Source organism: Ruegeria sp. CK2, from assembly GCF_056536585.1.
Window position 1 is genome coordinate 146,110 of the sequence record NZ_JBQFPW010000003.1, and the last position, 16,836, is coordinate 162,945.

At 54.9% G+C, this 16,836-nt stretch carries 17 protein-coding genes and 1 tRNA gene; 13 read left to right on the forward strand and 5 right to left on the reverse strand.

Features of this window, described 5'->3' with window-relative positions; all coding sequences use genetic code 11:
• Positions 1–7: 7 nt before the first annotated feature.
• The 4 genes from ACR0BU_RS06235 (at position 8) to ACR0BU_RS06250 (ending at position 5,560) form a co-directional block, all read left to right on the forward strand.
• A complete protein-coding gene (locus tag ACR0BU_RS06235) occupies positions 8–2,518 on the forward strand; it encodes a heavy metal translocating P-type ATPase (protein ID WP_480735534.1) in 2,511 nt (836 codons plus the stop codon).
• A gap of 15 nt (positions 2,519–2,533) precedes the next feature.
• Positions 2,534–2,920 (forward strand): Cu(I)-responsive transcriptional regulator, encoded by a 387-nt coding sequence (gene cueR / locus ACR0BU_RS06240; RefSeq protein ID WP_480735536.1) that lies wholly within the window; start codon positions 2,534–2,536, stop codon positions 2,918–2,920.
• Positions 2,921–3,512: 592 nt separating this feature from the next.
• Positions 3,513–4,916: a sensor histidine kinase gene (locus tag ACR0BU_RS06245; protein WP_298935519.1), complete on the forward strand. Its 1,404-nt coding sequence runs from the start codon at positions 3,513–3,515 to the stop codon at positions 4,914–4,916.
• Positions 4,913–5,560, forward strand: coding sequence for a response regulator (locus tag ACR0BU_RS06250; RefSeq protein WP_480735537.1), 648 nt, complete (start codon positions 4,913–4,915; stop codon positions 5,558–5,560). The genes ACR0BU_RS06245 and ACR0BU_RS06250 overlap by 4 nt, the downstream gene beginning before the upstream one ends.
• A gap of 75 nt (positions 5,561–5,635) precedes the next feature.
• On the opposite strand, the gene ACR0BU_RS06255 is transcribed toward ACR0BU_RS06250, so the two are convergent.
• From ACR0BU_RS06255 to ACR0BU_RS06270, 4 genes are all read right to left on the reverse strand, one after another.
• Positions 5,636–6,385 (reverse strand): hypothetical protein, encoded by a 750-nt coding sequence (locus ACR0BU_RS06255; RefSeq protein ID WP_298935515.1) that lies wholly within the window; start codon positions 6,383–6,385, stop codon positions 5,636–5,638.
• Between the two features lie 159 nt (positions 6,386–6,544).
• On the reverse strand, positions 6,545–7,426 hold the full coding sequence (locus ACR0BU_RS06260) for a cation diffusion facilitator family transporter (protein ID WP_298935513.1): 882 nt from the start codon (positions 7,424–7,426) through the stop codon (positions 6,545–6,547).
• A 165-nt stretch (positions 7,427–7,591) separates the two neighbouring features.
• Positions 7,592–8,500 (reverse strand): cytochrome c, encoded by a 909-nt coding sequence (locus tag ACR0BU_RS06265; protein WP_298935511.1) that lies wholly within the window; start codon positions 8,498–8,500, stop codon positions 7,592–7,594.
• 13 nt (positions 8,501–8,513) lie between these two features.
• Positions 8,514–8,981, reverse strand: coding sequence for a c-type cytochrome (locus tag ACR0BU_RS06270; RefSeq protein WP_298935509.1), 468 nt, complete (start codon positions 8,979–8,981; stop codon positions 8,514–8,516).
• 86 nt (positions 8,982–9,067) lie between these two features.
• Between ACR0BU_RS06270 and ACR0BU_RS06275 the strand changes: the two genes are divergently transcribed.
• On the forward strand, positions 9,068–9,913 hold the full coding sequence (locus ACR0BU_RS06275) for a LysR family transcriptional regulator (RefSeq protein ID WP_480735539.1): 846 nt from the start codon (positions 9,068–9,070) through the stop codon (positions 9,911–9,913).
• Between the two features lie 493 nt (positions 9,914–10,406).
• Here ACR0BU_RS06275 and ACR0BU_RS06280 read toward each other — a convergent pair.
• Positions 10,407–10,496: transfer RNA gene (locus ACR0BU_RS06280), tRNA-Ser, on the reverse strand.
• 123 nt (positions 10,497–10,619) lie between these two features.
• Between ACR0BU_RS06280 and ACR0BU_RS06285 the strand changes: the two genes are divergently transcribed.
• The 8 genes from ACR0BU_RS06285 (at position 10,620) to proB (ending at position 16,811) form a co-directional block, all read left to right on the forward strand.
• Positions 10,620–11,462 (forward strand): DUF2059 domain-containing protein, encoded by an 843-nt coding sequence (locus tag ACR0BU_RS06285; protein ID WP_480735541.1) that lies wholly within the window; start codon positions 10,620–10,622, stop codon positions 11,460–11,462.
• Positions 11,459–12,262, forward strand: coding sequence for a DUF2059 domain-containing protein (locus ACR0BU_RS06290; RefSeq protein WP_480755739.1), 804 nt, complete (start codon positions 11,459–11,461; stop codon positions 12,260–12,262). Before ACR0BU_RS06285 ends, ACR0BU_RS06290 begins: the two co-directional genes overlap by 4 nt.
• A 220-nt stretch (positions 12,263–12,482) precedes the next feature.
• A complete protein-coding gene (locus tag ACR0BU_RS06295; RefSeq protein WP_480735544.1) occupies positions 12,483–13,127 on the forward strand; it encodes a 50S ribosomal protein L21 in 645 nt (214 codons plus the stop codon).
• Positions 13,128–13,138: 11 nt separating this feature from the next.
• The gene (rpmA, locus tag ACR0BU_RS06300; RefSeq protein WP_037306861.1) at positions 13,139–13,408 is read left to right on the forward strand and encodes a 50S ribosomal protein L27; all 270 of its coding nucleotides are present in this window, start codon (positions 13,139–13,141) and stop codon (positions 13,406–13,408) included.
• A gap of 95 nt (positions 13,409–13,503) precedes the next feature.
• Positions 13,504–14,112: a LysE family translocator gene (locus ACR0BU_RS06305; protein ID WP_298935494.1), complete on the forward strand. Its 609-nt coding sequence runs from the start codon at positions 13,504–13,506 to the stop codon at positions 14,110–14,112.
• Complete coding sequence (locus ACR0BU_RS06310) at positions 14,109–14,645, forward strand: GNAT family N-acetyltransferase (RefSeq protein ID WP_120635435.1); 537 nt, start codon at positions 14,109–14,111, stop codon at positions 14,643–14,645. Before ACR0BU_RS06305 ends, ACR0BU_RS06310 begins: the two co-directional genes overlap by 4 nt.
• 37 nt (positions 14,646–14,682) lie before the next feature.
• On the forward strand, positions 14,683–15,717 hold the full coding sequence (obgE, locus tag ACR0BU_RS06315) for a GTPase ObgE (RefSeq protein WP_480735546.1): 1,035 nt from the start codon (positions 14,683–14,685) through the stop codon (positions 15,715–15,717).
• Positions 15,705–16,811 (forward strand): glutamate 5-kinase, encoded by a 1,107-nt coding sequence (gene proB / locus ACR0BU_RS06320; protein ID WP_298935492.1) that lies wholly within the window; start codon positions 15,705–15,707, stop codon positions 16,809–16,811. The genes obgE and proB overlap by 13 nt, the downstream gene beginning before the upstream one ends.
• Positions 16,812–16,836 lie beyond the last annotated feature (25 nt).

Here is a 16,836-nt window from a genome sequence, read left to right on the forward strand (position 1 = left end):
TGATAACATGACTAAAAATTCACTTGTGCGGTTTCAGGTTCAGGGTATGAACTGCGCTTCCTGCGTAGGACGGGTCGAGCGCGCGCTGAAAGCTGTTCCAGGGGTAGATGCCGCTTCGGTTAATCTTGCCAGCGAAAGCGTTCAGGTCGATTTCGGCGATCCAACTGATAAGGCGGCGATTGCAGATGCGCTAAGCAGCGCCGGATACCCGGTACGGACCGAAGAGGTCACTCTGGATGTGCAGAACATGACCTGCGCATCATGTGTAGGGCGCGTTGAACGCGCCTTGCAAGCTGATGATGGCGTATTGTCCGCGTCGGTCAATTTGGCCACCGAGAGTGCTACTGTGCGTTTTGCTGAGGGAGTCACAACACCCGAAGCCATCGCGGCGCTTGCCGCATCTGCTGGCTATCCGGCGACCCTGCGATCCACGACGCAAAGCGAACCACAAAACCGCAAAGCCGAAGAGATTCGCCAATTGGCCCGGCGAACAAGCTTTGCCGCCTTGCTCGCTTTCCCGGTATTCATTCTCGAAATGGGCTCGCATGTTATACCGGGCATGCACCACCTGATAGCGAGCACGATCGGCATCCAGAACAGCTATTACCTGCAATTCCTTCTGACCACGATCGTTCTTTTTGGCCCAGGATTGCAGTTCTATACCAAGGGCTTCCCTTCCTTGTTCAAAGGCGCGCCGGACATGAATTCTCTGGTGGCTCTGGGCACTTCGGCGGCCTATGGCTTCTCGCTTATCTCGACCTTTGCACCGGGTATTCTTCCGGCCGGAACCGCAAACGTCTACTACGAGGCCGCAGCGGTGATCGTGGTTCTCATATTGCTTGGGCGGTTCCTCGAGGCGCGCGCCAAGGGCCGAACTGGTGAAGCGATCCGAAAACTGGTCGGTCTGCAGGCAAAAACAGCGCGAGTTGAGCGCGACGGATCGGTTGTCGAGCTACCGATCGAGCAGATCGTTGTAGGGGATATTGTGCACGTTCGACCGGGCGAAAAAATCGCGGTGGATGGTGCCGTAATGACCGGCGCGTCATATGTCGATGAAAGCATGATCACAGGCGAGCCGGTTCCTGTTGAAAAGAGCGAAGGCGCAACTGTGGTCGGAGGGACCGTAAACGGCACTGGTGCATTGACGTACCGTGCCGAAAAGATCGGCGCAGACACTATGTTGGCCCAGATCATTCAGATGGTCGAAGAAGCTCAGGGTGCGAAGCTTCCGATTCAAGGTCTGGTCGACCGCATCACGCTGTGGTTCGTGCCTGCAGTGATCGCAGTGGCCGTTGTGACTGTGCTGGTTTGGATGTTGTTCGGACCCGATCCCGCGCTCAGCCTGGCGATGGTGGCCGGGGTTGCGGTACTGATTATTGCTTGCCCCTGCGCCATGGGGTTGGCCACACCAACCTCAATCATGGTTGGCACCGGACGCGCGGCCGAGATGGGTGTCCTATTCCGCAAGGGCGACGCCTTACAGATGCTGCAGGAAACCACCGTTGTTGCGGTGGACAAGACGGGGACTTTGACCGAAGGGCGTCCGGAGCTGACCGACCTGATTGTGGCCGAAGGAATGACCGAGGAGGAGGTTCTGCGCCTTGTTGCTGCCGTTGAGTTCACATCCGAACATCCGATCGCCACGGCCATCGTGCGCGCGGCTGAAACCCGTGGTCTGGAGCTTCCGAAGCCAGAAGACTTCACGTCGATCACCGGTTACGGGGTAAGCGCCTCAGTCGAAGGTCATACAATCCTGATCGGGGCCGACCGCCTGATGAGTCGCGAAGGGGTTGAAATGGGCGCGTTGACTGATCGGGGCGCTGAACTCGCAATCAACGGAAAGACTCCACTTTATGCCTCCGTAGACGGATTTATTGCAGCCGTCATCGCCGTGGCGGACCCAATCAAGACCACCACGCCAGACGCCATTGAAGCTTTGCACGGACTGGGGCTGAAAGTAGCGATGATTACCGGCGACAATACCGCTACTGCCAAATCCATCGCGGCGCAGTTGGGTATCGACCATGTTGTGGCCGAAGTTCTGCCTGAAGGTAAAGTGTCCGCGTTGCAGGATCTGCGTTCAAATGGTGGGAAACTGGCCTTTGTAGGCGATGGCATCAATGATGCGCCCGCTCTTGCGGCTGCTGACGTTGGAATTGCAATTGGTACAGGCACTGACATCGCCATTGAGGCGGCCGACGTCGTTCTGATCTCAGGCGACCTTACAGGTGTGGTCAACGCTTTCGGTATTAGTCGGCGAACTATGCGTAACATCCGCCAAAACCTGTTTTGGGCGTTCAGCTACAACACGCTGCTTATACCGGTTGCGGCGGGGGCGCTATACCCGTTTGGCGGTCCACTACTGTCGCCGGTTTTAGCTGCAGGTGCCATGGCTCTGTCCAGTGTATTTGTTCTGACCAACGCGCGGCGGTTGCGCTGGGTAAAGCCGATCAAAGTTGGGCGAGATCAGATCTCGCAGAGCACCGAGCAGGCGCTGCGATCAGCGCCTGCCGAATAGAATGGGAGAACCACTGTGAATATCGGAGATGTAGCAGAACGTTCGGGTCTGCCGGCCAAGACCATCCGCTATTACGAGGATATCGGATTCATCAAACCCAGACGTAGCCCGAACGGATATCGCCATTTTGACGAGAAGGAACTGCACAAACTGGCTTTCATCGGGCGGGCTCGTTCTTTGGGCTTCACCATTGAGGATTGCCGCTCGCTACTGGCGATGTACGAAGACAAAGAACGCGCAAGCGCAGATGTAAAGGATATTGCCAAACAGAACTTGAAAGAGATTGATGCCAAGATTGCCGACCTAAAGGCGATGCATGCGACACTGTCTCATCTGATCAATGAATGCGCCGGCGACCATCGGCCCGACTGTCCATTTCTAAAAAACTTGGGCCAAGCGTAGTTGCCCCCGGTCGCTTGATTTGCCTCCAATTTGGGCAACCTTTTTCTTCAGCCGCGGCAATTCGCGTTTTTTAACGTGCGCCGCACTACCAAATTTAGTTTTGTCGGATTCGGGTTTGCATGTTTGCTATGATCGCACTTCGTGCGGTCTATGGAAGTGAGTTGATCACTGTTTTGAGGTAACGCTTCTGACGTCCGTCTGTTTGGCGAGGACAATCGTCGGCACTTTTGCTTTTACAAACAATGACTTTAAGATCGCACACACTTACGACCAATATGGCGTTTCGATCGCATCAAAAGCATCAGAATTCAAACACGACCATAGCCGCTTACATTCTACGACCGATCAACATCAAGCAAATGACCACGTGCATCATGGCGGGGAATGCCATTCCGATATCTGTTGCGTTGGTGAATATTTGACCCAAATAGGTCTTATGGTTTTGGTTGAAGCTGTTGGTCAAAAAAACTGTAACATGGATACGGACATCCATCGCTCTCGGGCGCCTCTGACGCCCGATCGCCCTCAACAAATCACGTCAGACCAAGGTCTGTGGTACGGTAACAGATAGTAGTTCATAGTCGATTTCACGATGAGAGCGAAAGTAACTGACCTGACGATTGGCAATTGGTCTTTGTCGCGAGTCTTTCTTGCGGCCAGCATTTTCGTGATGGGCACTGCTACCGCGATCGTCGGGGTATGGGTATCAAATCGAATTCAGAACGCCGTCGTGCAGAACTCCGCCAATTCCGCGGCGCTGTATATGGAAAGCGTAGTATCCCCGCTCAGCCAAGAATTGGCGCATGGCGACCGCCTTTCAGAGCAAGCAAGCCTTGCGCTGGACGAGATTTTCATGACCCAACCAATGAGCGACCGCATTGTTTCGTACAAGTTCTGGAAGCAAGGCGGCGTGATTGCACATGCCTCGGACACGGGCATCATTGGGAACCGTTTCAATCCAACGGATGATTTAAGGCGAGCGTGGAACGGAGGAATCTCTGGCTCTTTCGAAGAGCTTGATCATGCCGAAAGCGCTGCCGAAGCGGCACTTGGGATACCATTACTTGAAGTTTACAGCCCCATCCGCGAACTCTGGTCCGGCGAAATCATCGCAGTTGCGGAGTTCTACGAAAGAGCTGATCAGCTGGAGTTAGACTTAGCCAAGGCCAGGCGAACAAGTTGGTTGGTCGTCGGCTCCGCATTTCTGGCAAGTACTATTGTTTTGTATTCCATCGTCGCAATTGGCGACAAAACAATTCGACGACAGGGGAATCTCCTTAAACAGCGCCTGACAGAAAGTGAAAGGATGGCTGAGCAGAATGCCCTGCTGAGGGCGCGTGTGGTCGAGGCGTCAGAAAGATATGCCACGCAAACAGATCGGTTCCTCAAGAATCTTGGTGCAGAGCTACATGATGGTCCTGCGCAATACCTGTCGCTCGCCGCGCTACGATTGGAGGCTGCGTTTTCAGAACGCTCTGAAAAGCCAAGGGAGGCAGAAGAAATCCAGCAGTCTTTGCAGAAGTCTCTGACTGAAATTCGTGCTATTTCGCGAGGACTGTCCGCGCCAGACATCGACAAGCTGGCACTTGTCGATGTCGTGAAGAGAGCCGTAGAAGATCACGTAGAACAAAGCCCGCTGCGGCCGGATGTTTCGTTCCAGGGTAGCAAGGCCCCGGAGTTGTCATTGTCTGACAAGCTGTGTGTGTTTCGGTTCCTCCAGGAAACGCTTTCCAACGCCGCGAGATATGCCCCAGCTTCCAACTGCACTGTTACCTCTGAGGTGCAGAGCGACCGCATAGTTGTAAAGGTCAAAGACGACGGACCTGGATTTGATAAGTCAGAAGAAACCGCTTTGGGCAACGATGGAGGCCAAGGGTTATTGGGTTTGCGGGATCGGGTCGAGAGTGTTGGCGGCAGGTTAGAAGTCGCGACGAGGCTGGGCGAAGGCACCACCATTGCTATGACACTGTTTCCAAGAAAGATGAGTGTATCATGACAACAACTGTCGTTATTGCAGATGATCATCCAATTTTCAGAGATGGTTTGCAGCGAACGTTGGATGAAGCTGATGGTTTTGAAGTTTTAGCTGCTGGGTCCAACGCTGAAGAGGCAGTATCGCTGGTCGGCACGCATCAGCCGGACATAGCCATTCTTGACCTCTCGATGCCCGGTGGCGGGATAAGTGCGACACGTAAAATTGCGGCGATGGCAAATCCGCCCTTCATTGCGATTTTAACGGTCTCAGAGAACAGCAGCGATGTCGCGGACGCATTGGAGGCGGGTGCGATTGGTTATATCGTGAAAGGAGTGACAGCGAGCGAGTTGACGGCTTCCCTAGGCAGCATAGCCGCAGGTGAAGGGTTCGTTTCTCCGGGCTTGGCCTCTCGGGTACTGCTTCAAATCAACGCTGACACCGGCACCTCAAAGAACGGCAGCATTCTCGATGACCTTACGCATCGCGAAGAAGAGATACTTCGACGTGTGGCTAAAGGGTTAAGCAATAGAGAAATCGCCGAGGAATTGGATCTTCAGGAAAAGACTGTGAAGCATTACATGACGGCAATTCTGTCCAAGCTTCATGCACGAAATCGGGTAGAGGCCGCACTCATTGCTCATGAGGTTTGGAACAAGGGAGACTAACTGCGGTCTCTTTGACAAAGTTGGCGGCCTCTCACCAAGAGAAACCGCCAACGGATCATCGACTATAGTTGCTGCTTAGTTTGCAACCGCTTGTAATCTCCGGCGATCTGAGGCCGTAGCGTTCCTCTCAACAACAGTCCGATTGTACTGGTCTTTCAACTCGTAGCGCCCAAACTCGATCTCCTCTTTCCAACCGTTGGCATAGTTTACTTCAATATTGTTGCCCTGGCGTTCGATTTTCGTGGGTCGACTTCCAGCAGTACCTCCTTGCCCGGAAGAGCGTACGTTGTCGATTGAGATACCATTCGCCAAAGACCGAAGCCTTGAGACATCGGCACCGGTCGCGGGGCGCTCCTCGACAGTTCGGTTCTGAGAATTTTTTCTCTCATACCGCCCGTTTTCGATCTCTTCCTTGGTGCCGTCAGCGTAACGCACTTCAATGCCGTTGGCGTTTGTTTCAACCTTTGTTACCCCGGTCGAACCCGACGGCTTGCCCCCAGCTTGAGAACTATCTTTCTTTCCGCTGCCCTTTTTGGAACGTTTCGAGGCATCATCGTCATCGTCATCGTCATCGTCGTCGCGACCACTTTTGCCTGATCCTGAATTGTCGTCACGATCATCATCCCGGTCGTCGTCGCGATCATCGTCTCTGTCGTCGTCGCGATCATCCCCATCTTTCCCCTTGCCGCTTTTTGCAAAGGCATATGACGGTTCAAAATGTAGGCGACCGTCTTCATCAAATGCTGGCACATAAGGCGTCGCCGCAATCAACGAAGCCAACGCCGCAGTACCAAGAAGTTGACCCAGCTTTCTTTGAATTTTCATTTTCGCCTCCAATTCTGAGCGTCACGCTTCGTGACGTTGGAGACAGGTTACTTCTGGTTCGGCTTGCCCACATCGGGCTTAGGTCTGACGAATTTCAAGCCGAACGTCTTAGTCAGATCAGTCAAACCAATAGAGTTTTTGCTGAGCCATGTGACCAGTTTAGTGGGAACTGACCCCGTCACCCTTCAACTCCTCATCAGGTTCGAGGTGAATGACAAAGACGGAACCCGGATACAAACGATTCAATTCTTCCTCGATGTCATTGCATATATCATGCGCCGCGCTGACTGGCATTGTGCCGTCCAAAACAAGATGAAACTCCACGAAGGTGACATTTGCGGATCTGCGCCCTTTGAGGTCGTGGTACTCTAAGGCAGCGCCGAGATTTGCTTCGATTGCGTTGGAAACAGTCTGCAAGTCATGGTCCGAAAGTGTCACATCCATCAGGCCATCGACGGACGACCTAATAACTTTCCAGCCCTCCCACAAGATGTTCAGTGCAACGAGAATTGCTAGGATCGGATCGAGGATCAGCCAGCCGGTGACAAGTGCAAGTATCAGACCTGCGATGACACCAACTGAGGTCATGACATCTGTGAAAATGTGCCGGGAGCTTGCTTCCAAGGCGGGCGAACCCTCGCGTCTGCCGATTTTGAGCAGCAGGTAGGCCCACGCGCCATTCACGCCCGTGGCAATGACATTGACGACGATTCCAAGCAGCGGCGCATCCTCAAGATGCGGGTTCGGAAGTGCCAACACGGCTTCTCTGATGATCAAGAACGCTGCCAGCACAATAAGTGCGCCTTCCACGACGGCGGAAAGATACTCGGCTTTTTTGTGACCAAAGGGGTGGTTTTCATCGGGGGGTTTATTGGCAACCCGAACCGCAAAATATGCCAGCAACGCCGCAGCGACATTCACGGTAGATTCCATCGCGTCCGATAACAACGCCACAGAGCCTGTCAGCCACCAAGCCAGCAGTTTCAGGGCCAGTACCGCAATGGATATCGGAATGGACCAAAGAGCGATTTTTTGTGTCATTTGGCCACAACCCTCACTCAATCATGAACAGAAACTCGGGCGATCGGTGAGCTCCGATTTTCTAAACGTAAAACAGGTGTTTGGTGAAAAGGAAACAGGCCTTGAAGCTTCCTGCTTGCGACCCGCTACTGCATTTCGCGTTCGCTGTATGGTGCCGAACGGCTGTTACTGCGAGGCAAGCCCTGTCGACGACGCGGGAACAGCTTTGAGATAGGCAGCAATAGCCAAGCGCTCCTCATCCGTAAGGCGTGATGTGTTCTCGATAACCTCCACCATCTCACCACCTGCGCTGTCATAATCTGGCGTGAAGCCAGACTTCAGATACTCGGCAATATCAGCCTCGGACCAATCAAGTTGGGCAGAGGTCAGCCCAGGGATGCGTCCTTTTCCGCTGGGATTTGGCGCACCCGTCAACCAGAGATCGCGTTGCAGCCCCCCCAAGCCGTTGCGCGGCGTATGGCATTCAGCGCAGTGACCCAGCGCCTCCACCAGATACCGGCCTTGTCTTTGTTGGTCGGTCAGATCACCTTCGACCACCCAGCCTGGTGACATGAACAAGAGCTTCCATCCCCCCAGCCCGCGCCGAACGTTGAAGGGAAAACCTACCTCATGCGCAAGGCTTTCGGTTGCGACCGCCGGCAGCGTGCCGAGGAATGCATGAAGCGAAACAACGTCTGTGGCCGACATGTTGGCGTAAGACGTATAGGGAAACGCAGGAAAATAGTGCTGCCCTTCGGGTCCGGTTCCATGAATCAGGGCATTGGCCAGATCCAGTGCAGACCAGGACCTGATACCAACCTCCGGGTCACTGGATATGTTGGGGGCAATGAACGCGCCAAAATCCGTCTCGAACCGGCGGCCTCCGGCGAGTAAAAGCTTGTCCTCACCAACCGACCCCGGCGCTGAATGGCAGGAAGCACATCCTGCCGCGTGGAACACAGACTCACCTCTGGCAAGATCAGGGGTCAAACCAACCAGTTGGGTCTGATCCATTCTTTGTGGTCGGGTCAGCACCAAACCGGCCAGCCCGACCAACACGACGACAATTACGACGAAGAATAGAAAGCGCCGCACCGTCAGTGCCCAATCAATTCTTTGGTGCTCTGTACGCTTTGTGACATGCCGAACAGCTTCCGCCCAGATCGCCCATCGCAGCTTTCAGGGCATCAACATCTTGCCCTGCGGCAGTCTGCATCGAAACAGCGGCATCTGCCATGGCCTGTCCTTTAGCACCCACGTCAGGGAAGCTTTCCCAGATCACAGGCAATGCTCGAGTAGACGGATCGGACACATTGTCGGATCCCGGTGGCCACATCGCTGATTGGTCGATTTGCGTCAAAACAACAAGGTTATTCGCGGCCCGTGCTGCGGCGTCAGCATCGTAATCGATCTCTCCCTTAGCCATGCCGCCGAGCGTACCAAGATTGAAGGCATAGAGCTGCATGATTGAGGTCCGAGCTTTCACAGCCGGGTTTTCGCTTTCATGGGCGATGGCTGCGCCAATAGCGGCAACTGACAAAAGACCTGCCGCGAAAATTGAGAACTTCTTCATCATGATGTGTCTCCCTGTTCAACAAGCCGAATGTTAGCTTGAACGAAATTTATTGTAATTGTTTGTTATTCGTCGTCACTTGTTAATTTATGAACAACGAGAATTGGGATAACATTCGCTATGCGCTTGCCGTCAGTAAACACGGTTCATTGAATGCAGCCGCCGCGGCGTTGGGTGTCACGCATGCCACGGTCCTTCGTAGAGTTGCTGCATTCGAAGAGCAAAATGGCTGCATGGTTTTTCAGAAGGGCCCATCAGGGTATTCCGTTCTCCCTGAAGCCAGTGCGATCTTATCGGCTATGGAAAGTGTTGAAGACGCGGTACTATCGGTGGAGCGGGCCATTGTGGGCGCAAATCGTTCTCCTGTGGGCCATGTTCGCATTACATCCACCGACAGCCTTTGCCAGATTGTTCTACCTCCAATACTAATTGAGATCTCACGGCTTTACCCCAGCCTGAAACTGACTTTGCTAAGCGGAAATAGTCACCATGATTTATCCCGGTTGAGCGCAGACATCGCCGTGCGCCCATCGATAAAGCTCGGGGAGGGGCTGATTGGGCAGCGTGCAGGAACACTGTCGTTCGGAGTCTTTGACGACGGCTCTCCCGATCGCAAATGGATGAGGCTTGATGGGGCGTTAAGCAGTTCGCTTCCTGCCAAATGGTTGGAGGAGAATGTCAGTGCTGACGAAATGATAAACGGGGCAGACAGTTTTTTGGTGCTACAGCAGATGGCCGCCGCAGGAGTCGGTAAAACGTTTTTGCCTACGTTTTTTGGCGACACGGATTCCAGGCTTCGCAGGTCGCACGACGTCACCCCAAAAATTGAGGTTCCACTCTGGGTTGCGACGCTGGACGAAATAGCGAACACTCCCAGATTTGCAGTCGTTCAACGAGCGTTGGTTGAACGCTTAGACATTGTTCTGACTGGATGACGTTGTTTTTTTGAAATCAGTCCCGAGCATTCGGATTACACTCCTAGCAGATAGACGACGTAGAACCTATAATGGTTGCATCAAAACTAACGGGCTGCCCGCAGGAAGAACGCTTTGGCCCGTCGAACGGTCACTCCGATGGCCGAAGTTGCTGGTGCTTAGTCTTACCCGGAACCGACCTTGGCGCACACCGCTGCGAATGACTGCTTCCCGCCCGAGTAAGGCTGAAGGAGACAACGGTATCCGCTTAAGCTCAACAAAAGCCGCGAAAACTAAAAGGATTCCTGCAGACGCGGGGTCCCTTTTTGTTTGCCTGAACGAATTTGGGAAGGGACCAAAAGTGACATAGTAGGCGCCAAAGGGAGCATAGTTGACATAGCCGGAGGACCCCAAATGAGTCATAGTGTGACACCTTTGGTCTAAACTAACGCCAACCCGAAAGCCCCGCTAGACCCTGAAACGCGTTAATTTTCACTGTTTTTCACTGGAATAGTGGCGGAGAGACAGGGATTCGAACCCTGGGTAGGCTTGCACCCACAACGGTTTTCGAGACCGCCCCGTTCGACCACTCCGGCACCTCTCCGCGGGGGTCTGTGAGGGGGGGATTTAGTGAGGAACGTACAGCGGTGCAAGCACAAAGTTCCACAAATCATCAAAGCCCGGATTTTCCATTGCCTGCAGGCATAAAACTCCTAGGCTATTAGGCATGACATATTTTGCACGGCGTTTCGCCATTCCGTTTCTTGTGCCGCTTGCGGCTTTGGTCCTGATCCCGCTTCAGGTCGCGGCAGCCAACCGTGACCGTGTTGAGGCGTTTTTGACAACAACCGGGTTTGACGTGGCGCTCGAAAGCATTGCGTTGGCGTCGGGATCCGCGCCACAAATGCTGGGCATTGATCCCGACGGGTTCGGGTCGGATTGGACACGGTTGACGGAAGAGGTGTTTGACACAGAGGATATGCACGAAACCGCCGTGACGATCCTGGAACAAACTCTCAGCGACGAAGCTTTGGGACATGCTGTCGAGTTTTATGCCTCGGATCTGGGTCAGCGGTTGGTAGAGGCCGAGAATGCGTCGCATATGATAGATGACGACGAGGCCAAGCAGCTGGAAGGGCAGGAGATTGTTGCCGGCCTGATCCAAGACGGGTCGCAACGCGTGGAAAGCCTGAAGCGGATGAACCGCGCGATCGATTCCACCGGAACGGCGTTGCGGGCGCTACAGGAGATTCAGTTGCGGTTCCTGCTGGCCGCAAGCGCATCGGGCGTGATCGACCTTCAACTCGGCGCAGACGAGCTGCGCCAGATGATGAAGCGCAACGAAACCGCTATGCGCCAGTCTTTGCAATTGTCGGCACTGGCGGGGGCGGCATACACTTATCAGGATTTCTCGGATTCGGATGTCGATGCCTATGTCGAGGCGCTGGAACAGCCGTTGATGCAGGAAGTGTACGAGCTGTTGAATGCCATTCAATACGAGATCATGGCGATGAAGTTCGAAATTCTGGCTGCCAGAATGGCTGATCTGCATCCGGCGCAGGATATATGATGCGTCTAAGCTGCCTTTTAGCTTTTCTGGTCATTTGGGCGCCGCCACTGGTGGCCGACGAAAAGGTCGACCGTTTGGCCGACGCCATGCATCTGTCGCAGGTCATGGACATTCTGGTCGATGAAGCCATGGTCCAGCGTCGTGAATTGGATGAAACGCTGTTGGACAACACCGGCGGCGCCTTCTTTGAAGCGCAGGTTGAAGACATCTACGATCCGGTCTGGATGCAAGAACGCGTGACAGAGGCCTTCGAACGCGGGCTAACGGACAGTCAATTGGATCAGGCCATCGTATTTTTCGAAAGCGACTTGGGCCAAACGATTATCTCCCTTGAAAATTCCGCGAGACGGGCAATTTCGGACGAGGCCATCGAGGAAATGGCGCGCGAGGCCTATGAGAGTACCGCGCGGGACTCGGTGCGATATGAACTGGTCGACGAGTATATCCAGATCAACAACCTTGTAGAACAGAATGTAGAAGGGTCGTTGAGCGCGGATTTCAACTTTTTCCGAGGTCTTGCCTATGGCGAGCTATCGGATGAAGGTGAGTTGCTGGCGGAGTTGCTATCAGAGACAGACAGCAAGACAGAAGAAGCCACGACCTGGCTGTACTCGTTTCTTTTGCTTGCGTACCGACCAATGGACGAAGCGCAGATGCGTGAAAATATAGCGTTCTCTCGTACCGATACGGGTCAGGCCGTGAATGAGGCCTTGTTTGACGGGTTCGACCAGATGTTTGACAGCATATCTTTCCGTCTGGGCGAGGCCGCCGCACAGGTCCTCAGAGGATCGGATCTTTGACACTGGTTGGGTGTTGACTTTCACAGGTAATCTATGGATAAGCGCGCATCCCGGCCGGTATCCCGCGCCGGGTACCGTTATTATTTGACCCATTGGGCATACCCCAAAGGTCAGTCACACAGCCCGAAAAGGGCGCGCTGTTCGAGGTGGCCTTCAAGTTCATTGGGGCCAAAACACCCAAACGGGGACCACAGAACGCGGGAATGAAAAGGAAAGACGCATGTTTGCGGTCCTCAAGACTGGCGGCAAGCAGTACAAGGTTCAGGCGGGCGATATTCTCCGCGTTGAAAAATTGGCTGCCGACGCAGGTGAAACAGTTCAATTCAACGACGTACTGATGCTGGGCGGTGACGCACCAGTTGTTGGCGCGCCGTTTATCGAAGGCGCCGGCGTTCAAGCCGAAGTTGTCGAACAGATCAAAGGTGACAAGGTCATCAAGTTCGTCAAACGCCGTCGTAAGCACAGCTCGAAGCGCACCGTTGGCCACCGTCAGAAGCTGACACTGGTCAAAATCACCGATATCTTGTCGTCGGGCGCTGACAAGTCGGGCATCAAAGCTGCAACCGGTTCGGTTTCCGCAGCAGCTGTTGAAGCAGCAGCACCCAAGAAAGCAGCACCGAAAAAGGCGCCTGCCAAGAAAGCCGAAGCACCCGCTGCTGACGCTGGCGCAGACGATCTGAAGAAACTGTCCGGCGTTGGCCCTGCACTTGAGAAGAAGCTTCTTGCGGCTGGCATCACCACCTTTGCCCAGATCGCGGCATGGACGGATGAAGACGTAGCTGCTATGGACGAGAAACTGTCGTTCAAAGGCCGGATCGAGCGTGAAGGCTGGATCGAACAGGCCAAAGAACTGGCTAAAGGCTAAGGAGAGAGAGAATGGCACATAAAAAAGCTGGCGGTTCCTCCCGTAACGGTCGCGACTCAGCTGGTCGCCGCCTTGGCGTGAAACTGTATGGTGGCCAGGCCGCTATCGCAGGCAACATCATCGTGCGTCAGCGCGGCACCAAGTTTTGGCCGGGCGAAGGCGTAGGCATCGGCAAGGATCACACGATCTTTGCGACCACTGATGGCGCTGTCAAGTTTCACAAAGGCCTCAAAAACCGCACCTTTATTTCGGTCCTGCCAGTGGCGGAGGCCGCAGAGTAAGCCGAAACCCAGAGGTTTAAGAAAAATTCATGGGGGACCGGCACAAAGTGCCGGTCCCCTTTCTCGTTTTAACGCAATTTTGATCGAATGGTCTGATGACAGTCGCAACCACCAGTTTCCTGATCTTTGCCGCCAGTCAGGTCGGCACACCGGGACCGGCCAATATGGTCCTGCTGGGAACAGGTGCGCGTTATGGTTTTCGGGCGGCGCTGCCGTTTGTGGCTGGTGTTGTTCTGGGCAAGCAACTGATCATCTGGCCCGTTGGGTTCGGGTTGATGCAGGTCGCGGATCAGGCTCCGATGGCGTTTGCTGCCCTGAAATATGCTTCGGCGGCATATATTTGCTGGCTTGCGTGGAAAATCGCCAATCTGCGACTTTCGCGTGACGTGTCCGTTCAGGATGTGCCCGGTTTCTGGGCCGGGCTGATCGTGCATCCGCTTAACCCCAAGGCCTGGGCGATGATTATTGCCGGCTTCACCGGTTTTGTTGCCGCAGGTACCCCCAGTCTTAACGCAACATTTACAATCGCTCTGTGTCTATTGCTCTGCCAGATTGTCCTGCACCCTATCTGGACTTTTGCAGGCGATAGAATTGCCCATGTGGTTGAAGGACGGCCCGCGGAAAAATATCTGATGTGGACTTTAGCCAGTTTGACTGTTGCGTCCGTATTATTCGTGTTGTTCGGAGGAGGAACGCACTCATGAAACTTGAGACAATAATAAATCAGCCGGTCATCGAAACCGAGCGGTTCGATCTGCGCCCTTTGCGTCGTTCGGATATGGGTCTCGTCGAACATTATGCAGGCGATGAACGCGTTGCGCGTATGACCACCAGTATTCCCCACCCTCTGCCACCGGGTTCGATCGAAGCCTTCGTGACGCGTTCGATGGCAGACGAGCGGGACGAAGATGTCTGGGCCATGGATGCCACCAAGGATGGCGGCCCAGAACTTATCGGTCTGATTTCCTTGACTCGACTGGATCGCAACCAGACTGAGGTTGGGTATTGGGTTGCACCTGTCTACTGGAATACCGGCGTCGCCTCACTGGCCGTCGAGGCCTTGGTCAATACCAACCCGCTGAAGAACGCGAACATGTTCGCCAGCGTATTTCAGGACAATCCGGCCTCGGCCCGGGTGCTGATTCACTGCGGGTTCGAGTACTTGGGGGACGCCGAGAGCTATTCGGTGGCACGCGACGCAAATGTGCCCACCTGGACATACAGCAAGAAACTCTGACTTGTGGCCGGTGGGGCCTTTGCAGTAGGGGACTGACATGAAATTTCTCGATCTTGCAAAGGTCTACATCCGGTCCGGGGCCGGCGGTGGCGGGTGCGTCAGCTTTCGGCGCGAAAAATATATTGAATATGGTGGGCCCGATGGTGGCGACGGCGGCAATGGTGGCTCGGTCTGGGCCGAGGTTGTCGATGGGTTGAACACCCTGATCGACTTCCGCTATCAGCAGCATTTCTTTGCAAAAAGTGGCCAACCCGGTCGCGGTCAGCAAAGGACCGGCAAGGATGGTGACGACATCATTCTGCGCGTCCCCGTCGGCACCGAGATTCTGGACGAAGATGAAGAGACCGTGATCGCGGACCTGACGCGAGTGGGCGAACGCGTCTTGCTGGCCAAGGGCGGCAATGGCGGCTTCGGCAACCTGCACTTTAAATCCGCCACCAATCAGGCCCCGCGCCGCGCCAATCCGGGGCAGGGCGGCATTGACCGGACCATCTGGCTGCGCCTGAAGCTGATCGCGGATGTCGGGCTTTTGGGCATGCCGAATGCCGGAAAATCTACCTTTCTGGCGGCCACATCAAATGCGCGCCCCAAGATTGCGGACTATCCGTTTACAACGCTGCATCCCAATCTTGGCGTCGTCGGCGTGGACAACGTGGAATTTGTCGTCGCTGATATTCCCGGCCTGATCGAAGGCGCCCATGAAGGGCGCGGCATTGGCGATCGTTTTCTAGGCCATGTGGAACGCTGCGCGGTCTTGTTGCATCTGGTCGATGGCACCTCTGAGACGGTCGCCGAGGATTACCGTACAATCATTCATGAGCTTGAAGCTTATGGCGGGGCCTTGGCCGAAAAGCCGCGGATCACAGTGCTCAACAAGATCGACGCGTTGGATGAGGAAGAGCTTGAAGCGGCCAAAACCGAATTGCAAGAGGCTGTTGGTGGCCCGATCATGACAATGTCCGGCGTCGCCCGTCAGGGTGTGACCGAAGTGCTGCGCGCCCTAAGAACCCGAATTGACGAAGACAGGTTGCGCCAGAAGCCTGTCGAGGAGACGACGACGTGGCGGCCCTAACCGCTGCAAACCGATTGGTCGTTAAAATCGGGTCTGCCCTGTTGGTGGATCGCGAAACGGGTTTGCTGCGATCAGACTGGTTGCAGTCGCTGGCACAGGATGTTGCCTGGCTCAAAGGGCAGGGCACAGATGTCATTCTTGTATCCTCGGGGTCGATTGCATTGGGGCGCGGTGTTCTGAACCTGCCTGCGGCCACATTGGCGCTCGAACAATCTCAGGCGGCGGCGGCAGTTGGGCAAATCCGACTGGCGCGCGCCTATGAAGAGGCGCTGACGCCGCACCGAATTACGACCGCTCAGGTCCTGGTTACGCTGGAGGACAGTGCCAATCGGCGCCGGTATCTGAATTCACGCGCGACGCTGGAGACCTTGCTGGGTTTGGGTGTGGTCCCGATCGTGAACGAGAATGACACCGTGGCAACGGATGAGATCCGCTATGGCGACAATGACCGTTTGGCGGCCCAGATTGCCGTGACCGTTGGCGCCGATCAGTTGATCCTGCTATCGGATGTGGATGGGTTCTACAGCGGCAATCCCAGCGAAGACGTCTCGGCCACGCGCTATGACGTGATTGATGAGATCACGCCCGAGATCGAGGCGATGGCGGGTGACGCCGGATCCGGTCTGTCGAAAGGCGGCATGAAAACCAAATTGCTTGCAGCAAAGATGGCTATTGCCGCAGGTTGTACGATGGCAATTACCGAAGGTTCGAAATTGAACCCTTTGAAATCTTTGAACAACGGCGCAAACTGCACCTGGTTTACGGCGACGCTTGATCCACATGCCGCCCGGAAACGTTGGATTTCTGCAATGAAACCTCGTGGCGAAATTACGGTTGATGCAGGCGCGGCGAAGGCGTTGGCAAATGGAAAAAGCTTGCTGCCAGCTGGCATCGTTGCGGTAAACGGAGAGTTCGGGCGCGGTGATCCAGTTGCGGTTCTCGATCCGCAGTCTCGCCGACTGGCACAGGGCCTCAGCCGATATACGGCGCAGGAGGCCGACGCAATCAAAGGGCGCAGATCGTCGGAAATCGAGGCGACGTTGGGCTATCCGGGTCGGGCGGCATTGATCCACCGCGACGACTTGGCGCTTTAGCGGCGCACTGTTACTGAAAGCTACC

Bases quoted from the DNA above. Each gene is read 5' to 3' on its own strand.
- ACR0BU_RS06250 (WP_480735537.1), top strand. From the start codon at position 4,913: ATGACAACAACTGTCGTTATTGCAGATGATCATCCAATTTTCAGAGAT.
- ACR0BU_RS06235 (WP_480735534.1), top strand. From the start codon at position 8: ATGACTAAAAATTCACTTGTGCGGTTTCAGGTTCAGGGTATGAACTGC.
- ACR0BU_RS06285 (WP_480735541.1), top strand. From the start codon at position 10,620: ATGACATATTTTGCACGGCGTTTCGCCATTCCGTTTCTTGTGCCGCTT.
- ACR0BU_RS06270 (WP_298935509.1), bottom strand. From the start codon at position 8,981: ATGATGAAGAAGTTCTCAATTTTCGCGGCAGGTCTTTTGTCAGTTGCC.
- ACR0BU_RS06305 (WP_298935494.1), top strand. From the start codon at position 13,504: ATGACAGTCGCAACCACCAGTTTCCTGATCTTTGCCGCCAGTCAGGTC.
- ACR0BU_RS06245 (WP_298935519.1), top strand. From the start codon at position 3,513: ATGAGAGCGAAAGTAACTGACCTGACGATTGGCAATTGGTCTTTGTCG.
- ACR0BU_RS06290 (WP_480755739.1), top strand. From the start codon at position 11,459: ATGATGCGTCTAAGCTGCCTTTTAGCTTTTCTGGTCATTTGGGCGCCG.
- ACR0BU_RS06255 (WP_298935515.1), bottom strand. From the start codon at position 6,385: ATGAAAATTCAAAGAAAGCTGGGTCAACTTCTTGGTACTGCGGCGTTG.
- ACR0BU_RS06310 (WP_120635435.1), top strand. From the start codon at position 14,109: ATGAAACTTGAGACAATAATAAATCAGCCGGTCATCGAAACCGAGCGG.
- rpmA (WP_037306861.1), top strand. From the start codon at position 13,139: ATGGCACATAAAAAAGCTGGCGGTTCCTCCCGTAACGGTCGCGACTCA.
- ACR0BU_RS06260 (WP_298935513.1), bottom strand. From the start codon at position 7,426: ATGACACAAAAAATCGCTCTTTGGTCCATTCCGATATCCATTGCGGTA.
- obgE (WP_480735546.1), top strand. From the start codon at position 14,683: ATGAAATTTCTCGATCTTGCAAAGGTCTACATCCGGTCCGGGGCCGGC.
- ACR0BU_RS06275 (WP_480735539.1), top strand. From the start codon at position 9,068: ATGAACAACGAGAATTGGGATAACATTCGCTATGCGCTTGCCGTCAGT.
- ACR0BU_RS06295 (WP_480735544.1), top strand. From the start codon at position 12,483: ATGTTTGCGGTCCTCAAGACTGGCGGCAAGCAGTACAAGGTTCAGGCG.